This is a genomic window from Aequorivita vladivostokensis (assembly GCF_000952855.1).
GTDB lineage: Bacteria > Bacteroidota > Bacteroidia > Flavobacteriales > Flavobacteriaceae > Aequorivita > Aequorivita vladivostokensis.
This window is the reverse complement of sequence record NZ_JSVU01000002.1, coordinates 151439-170625: the sequence shown is the minus strand read 5'-3', so window position 1 is coordinate 170625 and position 19187 is coordinate 151439. Positions and strand designations below refer to the sequence as shown.

Below are 19187 nucleotides of genomic sequence, written 5' to 3'. Positions count from 1 at the left end.
ATAAATACTTTCAGATTTTCGTAAATTTATAGGGAATTGCCAGTTTTCGATCATCATGGATTCTATAGAAAATAAATTTGCTTTATACACTCTTAACGGAGGTCTTCTACACATACGGTATTATAAGGATATCGTAATCAACCATGAGGCGGCCATAAGGATTGTGGCAGATCGCCTTAAATTGCAGAATGGAATTTATTACCCCGCCCTATGCGATATTCGTGGTGTTGAAGAAGTCGACAAACCCGGTAGGGACTACCTTGCGCGTGAGGGTTCCACATTGCTTAAAGCAGTGGCATTTATTGTGGGAGACCCAATGTCGGATATTTTATCTTATTTCTACCTTAAGACTACTAAACCCTCCATCCCAACAAAAGCTTTTCAGGATATGGACGAAGCGAAATTATTTTTGGAAAAATACATTTAACGGTCAAATTACTGATTGGAAAATGGAAAAAATGTAAAAGTATAATTTAATAAGAATGCAGATGTCTAAGAAGAAACGTCTCAAAAGGATTGTCGAAGCAATAGCTGAAATGGGTGCGGGTAAGTTCTATTATCATATTGAAAAATCTTCCAAAAAGGATAGCATAGACGCGCTTATATCTGGAATTAACATGATGGCAGAAGAAATTGGGGAAGCTTTATTGCATGAGGGGTATGTTAATTCAAATGAAACTATCAAGCATATAGTCTTGATGAATTTTATAATCGATCTAGACGGAAATGTTAAAGCCGTTAACCAACAAGCGTGTGACATCTTGTTTTATAACTGTTTGGAAATTGTTGGAGGGTCCTTCGACAACCTTTTAAACAAAAGGTCTACTCCAAAATGGAAAAGGCATTGGGATATGCTTAAAAATAAAAAAATGCTGGATACTTCAATAGCGCTAACGTTTAAAACCAAATCAGGCCTATTGCTACCCAGTGCTTGCTATATAAATAAGTTAGGCGGGAAAAAGAATGGGGAGGAAAGTATTATAGTAACTGTTGTGAAACATTCCAAAAGACAGGTTGAATTAGAGGAATACCTTATAGCAAAAGAGAATAATAAAAAAGAGAGCTCTAAAAAAAATAATCCCCTCACTTTAATGGATAATAGACAAAAGGTTAAGTTATCCTCCTCCGATGTCATAAAAATTCGAGAGGTACGCGACTACTTTATGGACAATCTCGAAATGGATTTTCCGCCAATAAAGGAAATAGCACTCGAATTTGGCACAAATGCCTTCAAAATTAAATATGGTTTTAAGGAGTTGTACGGGGTGAGTGTTTTTCGCTTTATTAGAAACGAACGGTTGCGAAAAGCTAAAATGTTGGTACAGGGAAGCAATATCAGTTTCAAAAAAATTACCCAATTATGCGGTTTTAAAAGCGTACCTTCTTTTTCGGCCACATTTAAAAACGAATTTGGCTATACCCCCAAAGAACTTCGAAGGAAATTTTTAGCCGAAAATCCGTGATTTTTTCCATTGACTGAAAATAATACCGCTGGGATAAGTTTATTTCCATTTTTCTGAAATTTTAATGCAGAATTTTATCATATCAAATCTAACGATATGATATTCAATAAAAAATATAGGGAATTCACAGTAAATGTAATTAGTCTATTATTTATTGTTTTGTTTGTTTATGCAGCCATGAGCAAACTTTTGGATTTTGAAACATTTCAGATCCAACTCGCTCAAGCTCCCTTATTAAGTGCCTATGCTGGGATGGTGTCTGTACTGGTGCCGAGCATTGAAATTCTATTGGCGGTGTTGCTTATTATTCCCCGATTTAGATTAGCCGCTCTTATTGGCTGCTTTGGGTTAATGGTTATGTTTACTGCTTATATAGTCATTATTCTAAATTTCTCTGACTTTGTTCCATGTTCTTGTGGGGGTGTACTTGAAAAACTGAGTTGGACTGAACACCTCTTTTTTAATATTTCCTTTATCATATTGGCGGTGGTGGCCATCCTTCTCGCAACGCGACTTCCGCGGCCTGGCAAGTTGACGACCTCTTATAAGGCTGTGTTTCTTGCTCTATTCATTATCGCCGCTTTTGCCACGCTTTTGCTAACGGTGCTTTTCATTAGCTCCGAGAAGAAAATTTACAGAAACGAGGCCTTTCAGCGTAAATACCTTCCCCATGCTGCCGAGTATTTAGGGGATTATGAGCTTGGCTCGAATACTTATTACATTGCAGGTTTTAAGGACAGCATTATTTATTTAGGGAATTTGCAGGCCCCTTTATATTTAAAGACCCTCGATGTTTCCCTGCAGCATATAAAGGATTTCCCAGTTGCTATTAGCAACATTGAACTTCCTTACCGAAGGGCGAGAATATTAGTGGAACCTCCGTTCTTCTTTTTAGGTGACGGCACCGTACCTATAATTTTTCGAGGAAATACGACAGATTGGAAAGCTGATGTTTTCAGCTATAACGAGGCCTACTTTAAACAATTTGAAATAGCGGATTCGACTCGGATAGGAATTGCCGGTATTTCCAATACTACAGCCATCACCAATCTCGGTCTCATTACCAGAGCAACGGACAGGGACAGCGTGATTTTTAATGATAGCATTATTACCAAACAGGTGGATGGAATATTCGATAGTGATGGGCTTTTGCTCTGGAACACTAAAAACAAGAAGTTTCTTTACACTTATTTTTATCGCAACAGTTATGAGGTTACGGATGAAAATCTATTTTATAAATATTCAGGAAAGACCATTGATACGGTAAGCAAGGCAATTTTAGATATTGCCCATCACACTAAAAAAGATCAATACAAAAGAGGACAATCGGTTATGATTAATAAGTATACTGCCACCTTTGGAGATTACCTATTTATCAATAGCGACCGATTAGGTCGTTATGAAGATAAAGCGGCTACTGAAACCGCTGCTATTATTGATGTCTATAATATCGTTACGAATAGCTATGAATTCAGTTTTTACCTCTATCACCAACAAAATAAAAAACTTAATGGTTTCCGAATTTACAAGGATATTTTGATTGCACTTGTAGACGGAAGGTTATGGATTTATAAGTTAAAGCCGGAGTACTTTGACCCCGGCTCTAACACAACACATACTGGCCAGTATCAGGAATAAGACCGAACACCTGTAAAAAATAGTAGGTCGCTAATTCATTAAAACTTTTATATTATGAAAACAAAAATTTTAAAGTTCGGCATGCCATTGATGGCATTTTTACTGGCAATCGTTTTTGCCTTTGCAACTGAAAAGAGCACCCCCATTGAGGAGAATGCCCTGGTAACAGGATATATTATGACCTCTGCGGGTTGTGCGTCTGCTCCGAAGGATTGTTCCGAAAATGGAGTGCCCGTTTGTAAATTTAATGGCAGATCCATCTATAAAACCCCGGACTGTCATGACTTTTTATATGAATGGTTACAATAAGGGTTAGTTTAAGCTTCTCGGTTTTTATTAATCGGGAAGCTTTTTAAATTTCATCAATTTTCTTTACATATTTTTCCATCCAATTAAATATACCCTTGGTAAGATCCATTTGGTTAGGGGTCTTCATTAGAACATGAGGCTCGTCGTCATACAAAAGCAACTTCGATTTTTTGCCCAATCTTTTTAGAGCGAGGAACATCTGGACACTTTGGTTCCAGTTGATATTGGTGTCTGTATTTCCGGTCCATAATAGCAATGGGGTATTCACATTTTCCACGTGGTGCAAAGGGGAATTTCTATAATAGGCATCCTTCATATTATAAAATGAATCCCCAAAGCGAAATTGTTGGTTTTCCATACGCCACATTTGAGTGCGCCTAGAATCCCAAAATACATCGTGGTAATAAGAAACAATATTGGTTACTGCCGCTCCTGCCACAGCTGCGGCAAACTTATCTGTTTGGGTAACGATAAATGCTGTTTCATAGCCCCCAAAGGAATGGCCAATCAATCCTAACCGCTTTTCATCCACCTTACCCGTTTCCAGTACTTTATCTACCGCAGCGGTTACTGATTTTAATGCTGAAATCCCTGGATCCCCAATGGTATATTCAATATCTGGATAAAGCACAAAGTAATCATTAAGAGTAAAATTTAATAAACTGATCCCGATAACCATATAATTGCTTGGGGGTTGGAATTGATTTATATCCACGGACTTTCTTTCATAAATTTCCACAATCATAGGATATTTAATATTGGGGTTATAATTTGCAGGATACATCAAACTTCCCCTTAGTTTAGTGCCATCTTCCAACTGATATTCGATGAATTCTGTGTGGCCTAAATCATAATCCAAAAGCTTCTCGTTTGCTTGATACAGCAGTTGGGATTTTTTGGTCTTTACGTTTACATTGTGAATGCTTAGGGGCCTGTTAAAGCGGTGACTGCTATACAGTACGGTTTCCAAATTATCCGAACTCATAACTTTGGTAATTGCCCCTTCCGTTTTAAAAAGTGGTTTAATGGCTAAATCGTCCTTCCATAGCGCTAATCCGGTGTCAAAATTATTATTATCAAGGAATTCCAATATAATACCCTCCTTAATATTAAATGGTTCACTCCAGAAATCGGGATGAATCGTTAAGGGATTATAGGCTTTACGGCCATAATCCCTACTAATCCTATACTGGATTTTATCTTCCCTACCCTGAGTAACCCTTTTTTTAGTATTGCCTTCTGGGCTCAGAACCCATATATCATATTGGTCATAAAATATTATGTACCCATCGTCCTTTAGCCAGCCGGGATTGCCATATGGAAATAAATCCCCTGGCCTTTGGGATTCAGTATTTTGGAACGGTACCTCCAAATCTTCGGTCAGATTTATAGTTTTCCCACTTTCTAAATTATACACAAACCAATCAGTATCCTTAAAATAGGAAACGTATTTTCCACTGGGAGATATTGTGACAAATTTCCCTTCTGTGTATTGATTTTTGCAAACCAAAGTAGTATCACCTGTTGCTATATTTTTAATATATAAATCTGCATTTGGATAGTATTTATATAGGGGTTCATATTGTAGTGGATTGTGCACCACTGCAAAATCGTGGTTTACGCTCATCGCGGCCTTGGGTAGGGCTTCCGTTTCGATTGGCTTAATCTCTCCGCTCTGTGGATACCAGGCTGTTAAAAAATGTCTTCCCCCATTGGAGCTTTCCATTCGAGGGGTAATCCACGGATCGTCACTATTCCATACCTGAACATCGCTTTTTTCAGCCTCAGACTTTTCTAGCTTCTGAACATAAAAAATTACTTTTTTTCCATCATCGGATATAAAAGGTTGACGATCACTAAGATGATGGTCTATGAATTTTTCCTGTATTGCCTTATCGGTTAGCACCCCACTTGTGCCTTCGCTTTTACTGAAATAATGCAATTGGAGATTCCCTTCATTTCGGCTAAGAAAAATGGCGGCTGAACCCGACCCGTTCCATCTTAAATACTCGATACTTCCTGAGTTTTCCTTGAAAAGAAGGTCAGAATTTTCTTTCCCAACATCATAACGGATTACTTGGTTTTGTTCCGCCCCTTTCACCGTGGCGAGCAAAATATTCTGGGTAGGATGCCACTCAAATTTTATTACATCCCTAAGCCTTCTTGCTATCGTTTTGTTTTTCAGGTCAATTATTAAAAGTTCCGTTAGCTTCCCCTTGCCTTGTTGTAGTGCGGCAATATAATTACCAGTGCCTGAAAATTTATAGGTAGCTATATTGGAATAGCGTACCTCCTTATCGGTTTCCAAATCGATGAGTATCATTTCCTCCTTACTGATGCACCCAAACCATTTACTGTCCGCGGAAAAATCCAACCATTCACTTTCTGGAAGGCGATACTGTTTTGTACCCTTTGTTTGCATTACTAGAATCTCCCTTCCCTTTTGTGGGAAGTCCTCCTCAATGACTGCCCATTTGCCATTCTTGGATATCTTGATAATAAAGGTGCCATTGCTCCAGAGGGAATTCAATTCCGAGGAATACTTCTGTTGAACTTGTGCTACTGTACTACCACTAAATATAAGCAATACCAAAAGCAAAATGCAATATCGCATAATAGGAAATGGTTTAGTTTTAATAAATATTAATTTCATAACATATATTGAATTTAATATCCCGGATTTTGAGGATACAGGTTAGGGTTCATTAAAAGTTCGTTCTCTGGAATTGGCAACAATACATCAGTTGGTTTCCAGCCGGGCTTAATGGGAGCAAGGATTTCGTTTGCCAAGCCAAGCCTCTTAAGGTCAAACCACCTATGACCGAATTCTGAAAAGAGTTCATGGTAGCGTTCTTGGAATATGGCCTCTAAAATTTCATTTTGAGTTGTTGCCTCTGAATCCATCAAGCCAGCCCTGTTCCGAATGGTGTTGAGGTCTTCCAAAGCGTCTGGAAGGTTCCCTAGTTTGGCCTTGGCTTCCGCACGGATTAAGTATTGTTCTGATATGCGAAACACTATGGAATATTCCATACTTGTGCCTGTATTGCTATTGTTTTGGTATTTGTTGGGATAATACCAAGTTTGGCTCCCGTCCGTAACTTCCCCAATCCACTGCTCCCGCCTTTGATCGTCTGCCTCCATTCCTTCTATAAGTTGAGGTTCAAGGGAAACTAAAGGCGGAGGGCCAGCGGTAAATATGAATGTGGATGCTTCCAAAGTGTTGTTACCTTCCGTCTTTGGTTTAAATTGTAAAATAGCTGAAGGACTTTCCTTTAAAAATTCATTAGAGACTTCAGTTTCCAAGTTGTACAAAGAAGTATTGTTTATCACCGCACTGGCTTCCATTTCTGCTGCATTCCATTGTTCTGTATAGAGGTATATTCGGGCAAGTAGGGCGGACACTCCCATGCTATTGACGCGAGTTCGTTCCCCAGAAATGTAATTGGTTCCCAGCAAGGTCTTGCTTTCATTTAGATCAATAACTATGTTTTCATAAACCTGAGAAGCGGGCATTCTTGAGAGGATGCTGTTTACTTCGTAATTGGTAGTGATTGCATACGGAATATCCCCATAGAGGTTGACCAAATAAAAATAGGAGAGGGCCCGAATAAAAAGAACCTCCCCTCTCAGTTGTGCCTTGCTCTCTGCACTTAAAATCTGGGAAGTTTCGAGCCCTTCTAATATTGCGTTGCCCATATAAATGAGGGCGTAGGATTGGGTCCAAAGGTTTTCTGCAATTACATCATCGGAGAATACCTGGTGCTGATAAAAGCTGTCCAATGGCTCTCCCCCAAAACCGTAGTAGTCCATTTCATCAGCGTATATGCCCATTAATAGGCCAAGGCCCTGAGTGTTTCCGGTCAATAGCACCTCGTCCCGCAATTTTGCATATAGGGTTGTAACCGCGGCAGTAGCGGTGGCTTCATCCTCAAAAACTAGGGGACTGTTTAGTTGCCCCAAGGGGTCTTCTGCTTCCAAGAAATCCTCGCAGCCCAAAAAGAGTAAAGGGCAGAGCAGGAGGTATATATATTTTTTGATATGATAGTGTATTGCTTTTTTCATCTGTACGTTTTTTAATGATTATAAATGGAGTTGTGCCCCAAAAGTGATTTTTCGTAGGGAGGGAAGAAACCCAGTAATTTGATCTGGATCTGCACCTTTAAAATTTGTAAAGGTCAATAGGTTTAGGCCTTGAAGGAAGATCCGGCAGTAAGTGCCAGCTTCCTTTCCCAATTTTAAATTATAGGCCAATTCCATTGAGCGTAACCGAATAAAGGAAGCATCGGAAATAACGCCATTGCTCTGAGTAAACTGAGAATAGGCCAAATAGGCTTCATAATTTTCCCCGGTTGTATAGCGTTGCATTGGAGCCACATCCCCGGGTTGCTGCCATCGGTCCAATACGCTTATGGAGCGGTTTCCCATTAGACCCGGCGGCTCCGAAAAGCGGTACTGGTTATATCCGTTTTTCTTGACAAATTGAAAAAGAAAATCTAGGGACCAATTTTTATAGCCTAAGGTATTGGAGAGCCCGCCGAAAAACTTTGGAGACAGATCTGCTATATATTGCCTATCCTTATCGCTGCTGATGACGCCATCCCCATTATAATCCTTAAATTCAAAAAGCCCGGTTTCAGGATTTACCCCTTGCAGCTCGTAAAGTTTTGTTATGGTTAATGGTTCTCCAATTACGTATCTATTGGCATAGGTGGAATTTTCAAGACTTGGAAAGGCCAATAGTTTGTTGCGGGCCATGGAAAAGTTTAAGGAATTATTCCAGGTAAAATTATTACTACGGCCTAAAACGCTGTTCAATTCAATCTCAAAGCCTGAGTTCTCTACTTCTGCATCCAGATTTGCTTGAATACTTACAAAACCCGTTGTACCGGGCAAGGCATAATTTACCAATTGATTTGATGAGCGGTTATTATAGTAGGCCGCGGAAATGGAGATTTTATTATCCAGAAAGCCCAGTTCCACGGCGGCTTCCCGTTTGATTATTTTTTCCCATTTAAAATTGGGATTGTACAAACGGGAAGGTACCAATCCTATATTGCCATCATACGGATAATCCTCTATGGAGTAGGTTTGCAAGTATTGATAATCGCCTATCTGGTCATTTCCTGCAAGGCCATAACTGCCTCTAAGCTTTCCAAAGCTCAACCCATTAAAAGTTCTTCCCTCGGTAAATATCCAGGCCGCCCCAATAGCTCCAAAGTTTCCATATTTGTTTTTAGGACCAAACCTGCTGGAGCCGTCCCGTCTTCCGGTAACATTAAGGAAAAGTTCGTTACGGAAAGTATAGTTGATCCTGCCAAAAAGGGAATGGTATTTATAATTGGTTTTGCTTTCATCCACAATGGTCACCGTGGTCGCTGCCCCCAGATTATTTATGAAATGATTGTTAGGAAATCCCCTTCCCGTAATAATCTTTTGATCATAAGTGTTTTCTTGAAAAGAACTTCCCACGAGAATATCCCATTTATGGGTTTCATTTTTCTTTTGCCAGCGGATTTGTGGTTCTGTTATCCAGTAATTTCGACCGCCGTTGCTTGTGGTAAGTCTGGAAGACCCACTATCCATACCATAGGCGGGATCGTATACGGTGTGTGGGGTGGTGGTAAGGCCTTGTAGCTGCGAGAAACCATAGCCTGCATTGATCTTTACTTCAAAATCATTAAGAAAGGTATAGGATGCAATGGTATTGGTAATTAGGTTTTTGGAATCCTGTGTATATTTACTTGCTACCCCCGCCAATGGGTTCGCCCAAGTGCTGTTCTCCCAGTTTATATTGCCTTCCCCATCGTAAATAGCCGGAGCGTTTGGGGGCAACCATAAAGCATCTGAAGTAAAATCGAGATTTGGGAGATTATTTTTTTCAAGGGAATATCCTGCCGTAAACACTATATTAAACCGTTCATCATTACTTTGATGGTTTAAATTCGTATTTACCGTAAGTCTGTCATAGGCATATTTTGCAGGGAAAACAGTGGTCTCCTCCTGATATTGACCACTGATTAGGAATTGGGTTTTGGAAGAGCCTCCCGAGACCTCTGCTAAAAGTTTGCGCGTATTTGCTGTACCGCCTATTAGCTCCTTTTGCCAATCGGTATAACGTTCCATATCCCAAGTGCCATTTACGTCGTAAGCCCATTCAGGATATTCTGTTATCCCGTCGTTGGCGAAAGCTTCCCGACGGACTTCCAAATATTGCTCTGTATTCAGCAGATTGGCCTTTTTAGAGATATGCGCTATACCCGTACTGCTATTTACCGTTATTTTGGTCTTTCCTTCCTTTCCTCTTTTAGTGGTAATAAGAACCACCCCATTGGCCCCACGGGAGCCATAGATAGCGGTAGCGTCTGCATCCTTTAGGATTTCAATGGATTCAATGCTTTCTGGGTTTATGGCATTTAAGGGGCTGACATCAGCACCAGGAATAATTCCCCCTGAGGTATTGGGAGAACCGAGCGTACGTGTATCATAGGGTACCCCATCAATAATATAGAGCGGTTCATTCCCGGCCATCAAACTGTTTTGACCACGAATGCGCATTTTAAATCCTCCTCCCGGCACCCCGGAATTTTGAATTACATCTACTCCAGTCACCCGTCCCTGTAAGGCCTCAAGAGGATTATTGATAGGTTGTTTGTCGATTTCAGCAGCGGTTACACGCCCTATACTTCCAGTGCGTTTTTTGTCGGTAGTGGTATAATACCCCGCATTAATAACCACTTGATCCAGCGCCGTGGCATCAGCTTGCAATGTAACATTAAGTATACTACCACTGCCCACTGCTACTTCTTGCGCCTTATAACCCAGATAGCTAAACACAAGCGTATCGGATTTTTTGGCGGTTATGGAATAGTGCCCATCCACATCACTTTGGGTACCACGAGCGGTATTTTTTACTATAATATTTACGCCCCCAAGTGGCCCATTGGCATCGGCAACAATGCCCGAAATAGGAGGGGAGCCATTTTGTGAGGTTAGGGGAGTACTTAATGCCCAGAATAGGGCAAAAGATAAGGGTAGGACATAGTAGCCCCTGTACTTATTTTTCATAATTTTGCATCAGTTAAGTTTAGTATTCATTTAACTACTGGCCTGCTCCGATGGTCTGGAAAAACTGGAGCGGGTCATTTTTTTGTAGTGAGACGAATGTCAGGTTGAGCGGAGTCGAAACCTCCTTGGAAGTTACAAACCCTCAATACTAACTACTCAATACAATAACAATTGCAAAAACTCCTAAACAAAACTGAAAACGGATGCTTTGAAAAATAAAGTTGAAAAATAAGATGCGCGGTACCTAAAAAAGGTGGGCGCGAAACTCAACTTACCGGATTGGGGTACTGGTATACCTTGGAACGATAAGAGAGCTCACGCCCGGGTCGTGAGCAATCTGCTTATCCTCTCGTTCCTAAAAAGTACCAGTTTTCAATCCGAGAATCAAAGCGAGTGCTTCTAATATTTTGCTCTTAGAAGAGTCGCAAAGTTATTTAATAAAAACAAATATAATAAAAAATATTTAGCGGTAAGATATATCATACCATAAATATTATTAATAAGTGAGAAATTTATCAATAGCTAAATAGAATAGTGTGACTGAGAAAGAAAAAATTGGTAATTACTTACTTAAATTAAGGGAGAAAATTCCTAGTAAAGAATATAATAAACTTCATATTTCTCAACAGGAATTGGCGGATAATAACCCTGGATTAACTAAATTTACCATTGGTTCTATAGAGAGAGGCGAAGCAAATCCTACCATAGACAAATTAATTCTCTTTGCTAAGGGATTAAATTTGAAGAAAATTAATCTATTCGAGATGCAAATTGATGTCGAAAAATATATTAAGGAAATGCAAGAAAATTAAATTAAGAAATATTTATTATTCTCCCCAATATTAAAACCCACTCTTACGGTATTCCGCAATGGGTGGGTTTGTGTTTGTTTTATCTTTGGAAACTATGCAAAGAAAATTTTTAATAACTTGTGCTTAACTCACTTTATTGGTTGGATAAACCTAATAAAATTGAGAGTATAAATGAGTTAGCAATAATACCAGAGCAACCTATGAAAATATTGAATGTACTAATGATTACTATCATTTCCATTTTATGCCTAATGTCAATACTCGCATTAATTTCAATACACGGAAAAGTATTTGGAATGGCTTCTGATTTTTCACCAAAAGGAATTGATACATATTTATCAGCTTATTTACCTAATAAATATCTCTTGACATTAACAATTGCGACTTGCTCGGCATATTTTGGACTTTTAAGAGTAAAGGCAACTTTGGATTCAAATATTGAAAAAATAAAACAAGATAGATTTAGCGAATGGACAACGATAGTACAAATAAGATGTAATGAAATAGCATTAATAGACCCAAAGATGACTCGGGAAATTATTAGAGTAAGACGCGCAATATTTAATTTTCTATTCGACAAGGATTTTAATATTAAGAACGTTGGAGAATTGACTGAATTATTTAACAAAAACATCGCTGAAAGTGTAGGTTTTTTTGAAACCACAAATTCCAGGCACCATAAATATGGAGGAATATATAGAAATGATAAACATTCGTATTCTTTTGATTCTTTTCGTTTCATCTTTTATGGAATGTTAGAAAATTGGTATGACGAAATGATTGACGATTTAGAAAATCTCTATATTGCAAATTTGCAAAATGGTAGAATGATTAGCGAAGGACATTATCAAGCTACTGTAAAAAGTACCGAATAAGTACTATTGCTAAGCCATATATAAGCTATGGCTGGGGCTGTCAACACATGGAAAATCCTGCAGATTTTCCAAAGCAGTTTTTATTGGGAAAGGTCTTTGCCGGGACACGCCACAGCTTATATAGATAAAGGTACGCAAAATAAAAAAAACCAGATGTTTAAAAATTTATTTACAAAAAAAGAGTATAACAGTAAGACAGGTTTCTTCAAAGTTGATAAGGAAGATTTAATTCCAATAGACGAACTGGAAAAAGGCTCTATTAATGACTGTATCAAAACTATTGGATTTCCAACAAATCATATATATACAATTCATACATCTGACTCAAATAAAATATCTTGCTTAGGTTTTACTACTTTAACAAGAAAACTTCAATTTGTATTGTCTAAAAATCCTCAAATCAAAATTTCATATTCTGATGCTTTAAAAGCATCTAAAAATATTGATTGGGACTTTGAATACTCTGACTTAAATGTTGAGGATATTTTACAAGAAGGTATTGAATCGGAAAATTTCGATTTAGAATTTGTAAAATCAATTCTCGATTTAAATAATGAAGATAAAAACTTATACAAATCAAATAGATTTGGACTTTTCCTTCATTTTGAAAACGATATTTTAAAGGCATTTTCTTCATCAGAATGGGAAAATTCATCAACAAAATGGTTGAGGGGCCTTAACCAGAAGATGATTGAGAATATGACTGATGAAGCCAAACAATATCATAGAAATGAAATTGAAGCAATGGAAGAAGTTAATAGCCAAACCAAAGCATTTATGAATGTTCCAAATGCAATGAGAAATGAATATTTATCACTCCATAAGAGTGGTAGAGGAAATATAAATTTCTTTAATTTGGTTATTGCTCATTACACCAAAGATTGTGGTCAAGACGAGTTTCTATTTATGAATAAGGGAAGATTTGAAAAAACGGACGATCAAACATTTCGAGTCGGAAATTATAATTACGAATTTGATAATAATAAAGTTTTGATAGATGTTTATGGGGAGTAAATACCCCTTTGCTGGCGCGGGCGTCTAGCCCGTGTCCTTTCTGGCAAATTTAAAGTAGCATTTAGTGCTCTTCTTAGATTTTTGATCTTTAAAATTATTATATTTGGTATTCTCCCCGATTTAAAAAAGGACTCTTTATGGTTTGCCGTAATTGGTAGGTTTGAGTTTATTTTATATTTGCATAAAGTGGTGGCTTAAAACCAAACTAAAGTTTTTAAGGAAATTAGCGATTAGCAAACTAATTAAGTAAAAAATACTCTTTAAATTCCTATGATAAATAATCAAACATTAACAGCTTTAGCTACAATTTTGTTAGTTATTGTGGGATTAGCTCAAGTTTTTGTGCTCATTTCTCAAAAGAGACAGACTAGAATTGCATTAATTTCTGAGTATAGAAAACTGTGGAACAAATACAGAAATTACTATGGTAATATTGTTTTTATTGGTCGAAATACAGATGAGTATTATCAAGTAGTTAATGAAAATGAGCTTAAGAAACTTAAAGAAGAATTAAAGGCTTTTAGTCTATCTACACCGACAATCTGGGCTAGAGAAAGTATACAGAAAGTTTGTGGACTTTTAAGTGAAATTTCAACAAGAGTTCTACAGGGCCATCTAAAAGTGTCGGAAACTTACCCTATTTTCGGGACAGAATTTCTAAGGCAAAGCAGACCCCTAAGGCAATTACTGGAACCTGAATACCAGCATTATTTTTCAGGAGAATCCGAGAATAAAAATCATAAAGAAATACGAAAAGAAATACAAGAATGGCTTATTTACCATGATGGTTTGAGAAGAAGATGCTTAATTTTAATTGATTTACTATGGGCAGAGGCTGTTCGACTAGAAGATTTACCACCAATGGAAATGGCAAGTGGGGCAGATGCAAAGAAAATTAGTGGTAAAAAAAATAGAAAAAGAATTTTCCGAGAAATTTTTAGACTTAATGGGTTTCCAAAAATATTATTGGCATTTAAGCTATCTAGATTTCTAAAAAGAGCAGAATATTATTCTATTTTAAACTGGAAAGGAATTAAGAAAAAAGAACTATCCATAAAAAATAAGAATTGGACTAAAAGAATTCTAAGGGAATAATTTCAAATAAAAAAGCCAAATAAGAATATATAGCCGCAGCTACCGCCGATTCAACTTCGTTTGAATCTAATCGGTATTGCTAACGTCAATGCTTAATTGAAAAGTGTAACTTTATAAACCGTAGCTGACGGTTATACAAAAACGTTGTAAACATTGTGTACAACTCCTAGTGGACATTAAAAACGTTACGCAAAAATATATTTTGACCGAAAATTGTAACTACCTAAATGGCATTATCTTACACTCAACCTAATATTGATGAAGCTTTAGATAAACCACTAGCTTCGCCAAATAAAGGCTATCCATATCCCGATCTTGATGCCCGAAGGTTTGAAGAACTTCTCTACTCAATTGGAAAACGAAGGATTGAAACAATTGATTGGAAAGGGCAGTTTGACGAAATTAATCTTCTGCAAGGAGTGAGGGAACGTGGGCGTGATTGTAGTTTGCATCTTAATGGCAAATCGCTTGGACTTATTCAGTGCAAGCATAGTATTGATAGCGCAAACAGAATTTCTAGACCAGAATGTGCAAGGGAGATCATCAAGTTTGTACTGCATTACATTTTGGATAATAAGTTGATTCACGACCCTAAGAATTTTACGTATTGGTTTGCCGTCTCCTACGGTTTTAATGAAAAGGCTAAAGATCTATTGGACGACTTCAACAAAGAGATACTAAAACAGACAGAACTAAAAGATTGGACAGAAGCTGTAATAAATGCTAATGAAGAACTTAAACACCTTAAATACAATGACATTGAATCCGAACTTAAAACTGTACTCGGTTCAATTACTTTAAAGAAAATAATACCACAAGACTTAGACATTCTGCTAAATACTGACGGTTTTCAGTCTATCATCCCAACTTTTTTCGAAGTTAGAATGGTGATTGAATCGGAGCCAGTAGAAAAGTTGGCAGAAGAGCTAAAAAAGCAGAGCGAATACCAAACCACCTCCAATATTCCTGTCGATCTTATTCTGCAAAAATTTGATCATGCTTCCCACCACCTAACCGATTATATCAGCTCTTTTGAAGGGGTAGATAATTCGCACATAGAAAGAAAGGAAACGAATGATTTGCTTCAATGGATCAAATCACCATTGGGAAAAAATGAGCAACCTGTGGTTTTGCTGGTTGGAGGTGCCGGTAGTGGAAAAACTGTTATTCTGAAAGATACGTTTATAAAACTCAAAGAAACTAACGTACCTGCAATTGCCTTAAAAGCTGACAGGCTATATGCTGAAAGTATTACAGACCTACAAAACAAAATTGATCTCGAAGACTCGTTCGAAAGAGTAGTTCGAACTCTAAGCGAGGCCAGTGATCGGATAGTTGTTCTCATTGATCAGATAGATGCGCTTTCCCAGTCTTTATCAGCTAAACGAGAATACCTCGATGCTTATAACCTTCTTGTTAAGAAGCTTATTGGCATTGATCGGGTTAGAGTGGTTATTTCTGTTAGGGCATATGATCTCGATTATGATAATGAATTGAAGTTCTACAAAAATCAAAAAAGCTTTAAAGTTGGTTTACTCGATGTAGGTCAGGTTACAATGGTGCTTACAAAGCTTGGAATAAGAGAAATAGAAGTACCTGGGCAATTACTCAACCTTCTGCAAACGCCACATCATCTAAATGTGTTTTGCAAGGTGTACGATGCCCAAACCAACCTTCGATCAATTACCGCACTGCATGATCTGTATGAAAGTCTTTGGATTCGGCAAATAGCCAAGGTACCAACTACATCGCCAGCTAGTTCTCATAAATGCACAAAACTAGTTTTTTCCATTGCTGAACAGATGCACAGAGAGCAGAGAATTAGCACCCCCTCAAAGCCATTTTTAGGGTCGTCCGCAGACGAGATTGATTATTTGAAAAGCTGCGGAATCTTGAACGAAGCGGTCAAGGAAGTTCAATTTTTTCATCAAACATTTTTTGACTTTGCTTTTGCAAAGCAATTCGTTCAGACCGGAAAGCCAGTAACACAGTACATACTTGATAACCACCAAGGTCTTTTCATTCGATCCAGCTTGAAAATGATTCTTGGATTTCTGCGCGAACAAGACCATTCTGTATACATAAAAGCCATAGAAACTATTCTGCTTTCCTCGAAGTACCGTTTCCATATCAAACTAATGCTGTTAAACCTACTTGGTTTTGAAGAAGCCCCAACAACACAAGAAAAGCAGCTCGTAAAATCCCGTATTCTGCCAAGTAAAGAGCTGAAAATGCCTTTTTTAGAATCGATTACTGGCAATAGTTGGTTTACATTTCTTCTTAAAGAAGGAGAACTGAATAAGCTGATTACCCAAAGGATTGGCTGGTGCAACAAACTTGCTGAACGCGAATGGGGAAAAGCGAATATTGCTATGGACAGAATCAAAAATCTTCTACAATATAAAAGCACTTCTGATAAGTGGGATATTCAAATTAACCTTCTGTGGCAGATTTTCATCAAACAGCTACCCAAAAGCAGACAGTCAGTTTGTGATTTTCTTTTGAATTGTCCTGATTTTGAAGAGAAACCAAAGTTCGTTTTCAGATTGCTCTACCATGTTAAGGAATGGGATATTCCAGCAGCTTTCCAGCTCTTCGATAAACATGAAGCCGAAGCAGGTGCTGATCGTTTTGGTTACTATAAGACACTTGAAGATGCGTTGAACTTCAATGTTGATTGGGTCATGCAGAAGTACAAGACCCATTGCCTTAATAAAATTGAAGCCATCAAGGGTGCCACCGACAAGCCCCATTTTGAACATCAGGACGAAGAGTTATTTAAAAAAATGTTCGAGGTTGATACAATTAAAGCTTTCCATTTCACATTGGATATTATCAAGCGGATTTCTGCAAAAACAAGTGGAGAGGATAATTCTAAACTATATATCGACTTAGGTTTTTGGCTGTTCGATTATGAGCGTCATGGCCGTTCTCACGGGCACGAGGCTATATATCATCTGCTCGTAGATAAAGTTCAAGAGCAATCAAAACAAACTACTCCGTGCTTTGACCAGTTCTTAGCAGATCATCAGAACAGCAATTCCATTACTATCTTAAGGTTGTTGTTCTTCGGGTTGTTGGCAAACCCCGCCCATTATTCAACCGAAATATTTCAACTAATGGAGCTGTTTCATCAAAAGGATGGCCTGGAGGGAGATGATAAGATTCAATTCCAGTTCCGGCAGCTATTAACAGCAGCATATCCACTATTCAATCAAACCCAAAAAAAGGCGATAGACAAGGTCGTTCTTTCAATTCGGTCGAAGTGCGAAGTCGTAATATACGCTGATGACAACGACAAGAAACGGCATACGTTAATGCGATACGGTCAACACCAATTTCTCTATTTAAGTGCCATACCACCGAACGAATTGATGGTAAGGCCGCAGCTAAAAAAACGCTTCCAAGAACTGCAACGAAAATTTAAGACTGTTGTCGATACAGAACCGAATAAAATTTCATTCTATGGATCTGGCCCACCTATGGACAGCTCGGCCTACGATAAAATGACATTCGATCAATGGGAGCAAACTTTTGAAAAGTATGATGCAGATTACAAAGCCGAGTTCGCATCATCCAGAGGGTCCCTTTTAGAGCACTCCCACGCATTTCAGGCAGAGGTAAAAAACAGGGCATCACATTTCTTTCCATTCATCGAAAAACTGATTGAGGAGAACAAAGTGCCCTACCACTACATAATCGCTGGCCTTACAGGCTTAAAAGAGGCTAAATACAACCCAGCCGAAGTGCAGCGCATCTACAAAAAAGTGCTCTCCATTCCATTTGATCGGGAATACACGCTTTACTTAGTTTGGCTGTCGTCATACTTCATAGAGGCCAAAATTCTGGATCATGATGTATTAGAATACCTGATCCATACAGTTAAGAATCACCCAGACCCTGTGGGCGACACCATTCGCAATGATGCTTTGAATGATGGCGCAAATAATGTGCGCGGATCAGCAGCGGGAAGAATCAGTCAGATCTATTTCAATCCCGCTTTTGAAAATCTTGTTTTCGAAGCACTTCAGAAGATAGCAGAAGATCCGAATCTTAGTGTTCGGGTTGCAATAATGCCTCGTCTTGCGATGCTGATGCGCCTTAATGAGCAAAAAACACTGGAAATCTTTTTAAAGCTGGTAAGATCCAACGAACCAGAAATCATGAAGCACTCTATTTGGTCGGTGCAATACTTACTAAACAACAACTTCGATAAGCTCAATAACTACTTCCAACGAGCAATAAAAATGAAATCCATACACGGTACAATGGCCGTTGTTTTGGGTGGAGCGTGGCTAAAAGAAAAAGAAGGAAGCTATCAGCTTTTAAACTCACTGCTTAAAATCAGTGATGAAGCAAAAGCAAAGCTAGTAGATATGGCCGTCAAAAATCTAGGGGATGAAAAAGAAAGCGTTCGTTCAAAATGCCGCCAAATCTTTCTAAGGTTTCTTCACTCTACCGATGAAAAAATAATACAAGAGTATTCATCCTCATTCTTAGATCTCACTCCCGAATTGTTCCTCGAAGTTTATCCGTTGCTCCAAAAATACGCTAGATCAAATGTGGCTAGCAAAGAGCCACGCTACTATTTCGAATACCTGCTAAAATGTGCCAAAAAGCATCCAGTTGAATGTCTTGAACTTCTACAACATGTAAACACATATGACAAACCAGATATTTCCCAGGCGGGCTACTATGATGACGAACCTGTCAAAGTCCTTATCGGAATATACAACTCACTATCCAGTTTGGCAACAAAGAAACCTAAGCACCTAAACCAAACCATAGCTCAGTTCGATAAAATGCTCAAAACTCAAAAATTCAGAGGTGCAGCAAACAAAGTAATCAATCAAGTTGATAAGTAAATATCCTCTACGGGTGGCTTTTACCTATACATAGCCAATCAAACCCACATT

At 38.2% G+C, this 19187-nt stretch carries 12 protein-coding genes; 9 read left to right on the top strand and 3 right to left on the bottom strand.

Going from position 1 to position 19187, the window contains the following annotated elements:
• Positions 1-55: 55 nt before the first annotated feature.
• The 4 genes from MB09_RS03475 (at position 56) to MB09_RS03460 (ending at position 3410) form a co-directional block, all read left to right on the top strand.
• Positions 56-427, top strand: a complete 372-nt coding sequence (locus MB09_RS03475) for a DUF7793 family protein (RefSeq protein ID WP_045079493.1) — start codon at positions 56-58, stop codon at positions 425-427.
• 61 nt (positions 428-488) lie between these two features.
• A complete protein-coding gene (locus MB09_RS03470) occupies positions 489-1463 on the top strand; it encodes a helix-turn-helix domain-containing protein (protein ID WP_045079492.1) in 975 nt (324 codons plus the stop codon).
• Between the two features lie 96 nt (positions 1464-1559).
• A complete protein-coding gene (locus MB09_RS03465; RefSeq protein ID WP_045079491.1) occupies positions 1560-3101 on the top strand; it encodes a MauE/DoxX family redox-associated membrane protein in 1542 nt (513 codons plus the stop codon).
• Between the two features lie 54 nt (positions 3102-3155).
• On the top strand, positions 3156-3410 hold the full coding sequence (locus MB09_RS03460; RefSeq protein WP_045079490.1) for a DUF6520 family protein: 255 nt from the start codon (positions 3156-3158) through the stop codon (positions 3408-3410).
• A gap of 43 nt (positions 3411-3453) precedes the next feature.
• On the opposite strand, the gene MB09_RS03455 is transcribed toward MB09_RS03460, so the two are convergent.
• The 3 genes from MB09_RS03455 to MB09_RS03445 are packed head-to-tail and all read right to left on the bottom strand — an operon-like array spanning position 3454 to position 10475.
• On the bottom strand, positions 3454-6024 hold the full coding sequence (locus MB09_RS03455) for a S9 family peptidase (RefSeq protein WP_045079489.1): 2571 nt from the start codon (positions 6022-6024) through the stop codon (positions 3454-3456).
• A 53-nt stretch (positions 6025-6077) separates the two neighbouring features.
• Positions 6078-7472, bottom strand: coding sequence for a RagB/SusD family nutrient uptake outer membrane protein (locus tag MB09_RS03450; RefSeq protein WP_045079488.1), 1395 nt, complete (start codon positions 7470-7472; stop codon positions 6078-6080).
• An 18-nt stretch (positions 7473-7490) separates the two neighbouring features.
• Complete coding sequence (locus tag MB09_RS03445) at positions 7491-10475, bottom strand: SusC/RagA family TonB-linked outer membrane protein (RefSeq protein ID WP_045079487.1); 2985 nt, start codon at positions 10473-10475, stop codon at positions 7491-7493.
• 536 nt (positions 10476-11011) lie between these two features.
• Here MB09_RS03445 and MB09_RS03440 point away from each other — a divergent pair.
• From MB09_RS03440 to MB09_RS03420, 5 genes are all read left to right on the top strand, one after another.
• Positions 11012-11287 (top strand): helix-turn-helix domain-containing protein, encoded by a 276-nt coding sequence (locus MB09_RS03440; protein ID WP_045079486.1) that lies wholly within the window; start codon positions 11012-11014, stop codon positions 11285-11287.
• Between the two features lie 119 nt (positions 11288-11406).
• Positions 11407-12162: a hypothetical protein gene (locus MB09_RS03435; protein ID WP_131459806.1), complete on the top strand. Its 756-nt coding sequence runs from the start codon at positions 11407-11409 to the stop codon at positions 12160-12162.
• Between the two features lie 27 nt (positions 12163-12189).
• Positions 12190-13176 carry a hypothetical protein gene (locus tag MB09_RS03430; RefSeq protein ID WP_045079484.1) on the top strand — a complete coding sequence of 329 codons (987 nt, stop codon included), beginning with the start codon at positions 12190-12192 and terminating at the stop codon, positions 13174-13176.
• 270 nt (positions 13177-13446) lie between these two features.
• Positions 13447-14271 carry a hypothetical protein gene (locus MB09_RS03425; protein ID WP_205618085.1) on the top strand — a complete coding sequence of 275 codons (825 nt, stop codon included), beginning with the start codon at positions 13447-13449 and terminating at the stop codon, positions 14269-14271.
• A 227-nt stretch (positions 14272-14498) separates the two neighbouring features.
• Positions 14499-19136: an AAA family ATPase gene (locus MB09_RS03420; RefSeq protein WP_045079483.1), complete on the top strand. Its 4638-nt coding sequence runs from the start codon at positions 14499-14501 to the stop codon at positions 19134-19136.
• The last annotated feature ends 51 nt before the right edge of the window (positions 19137-19187 follow it).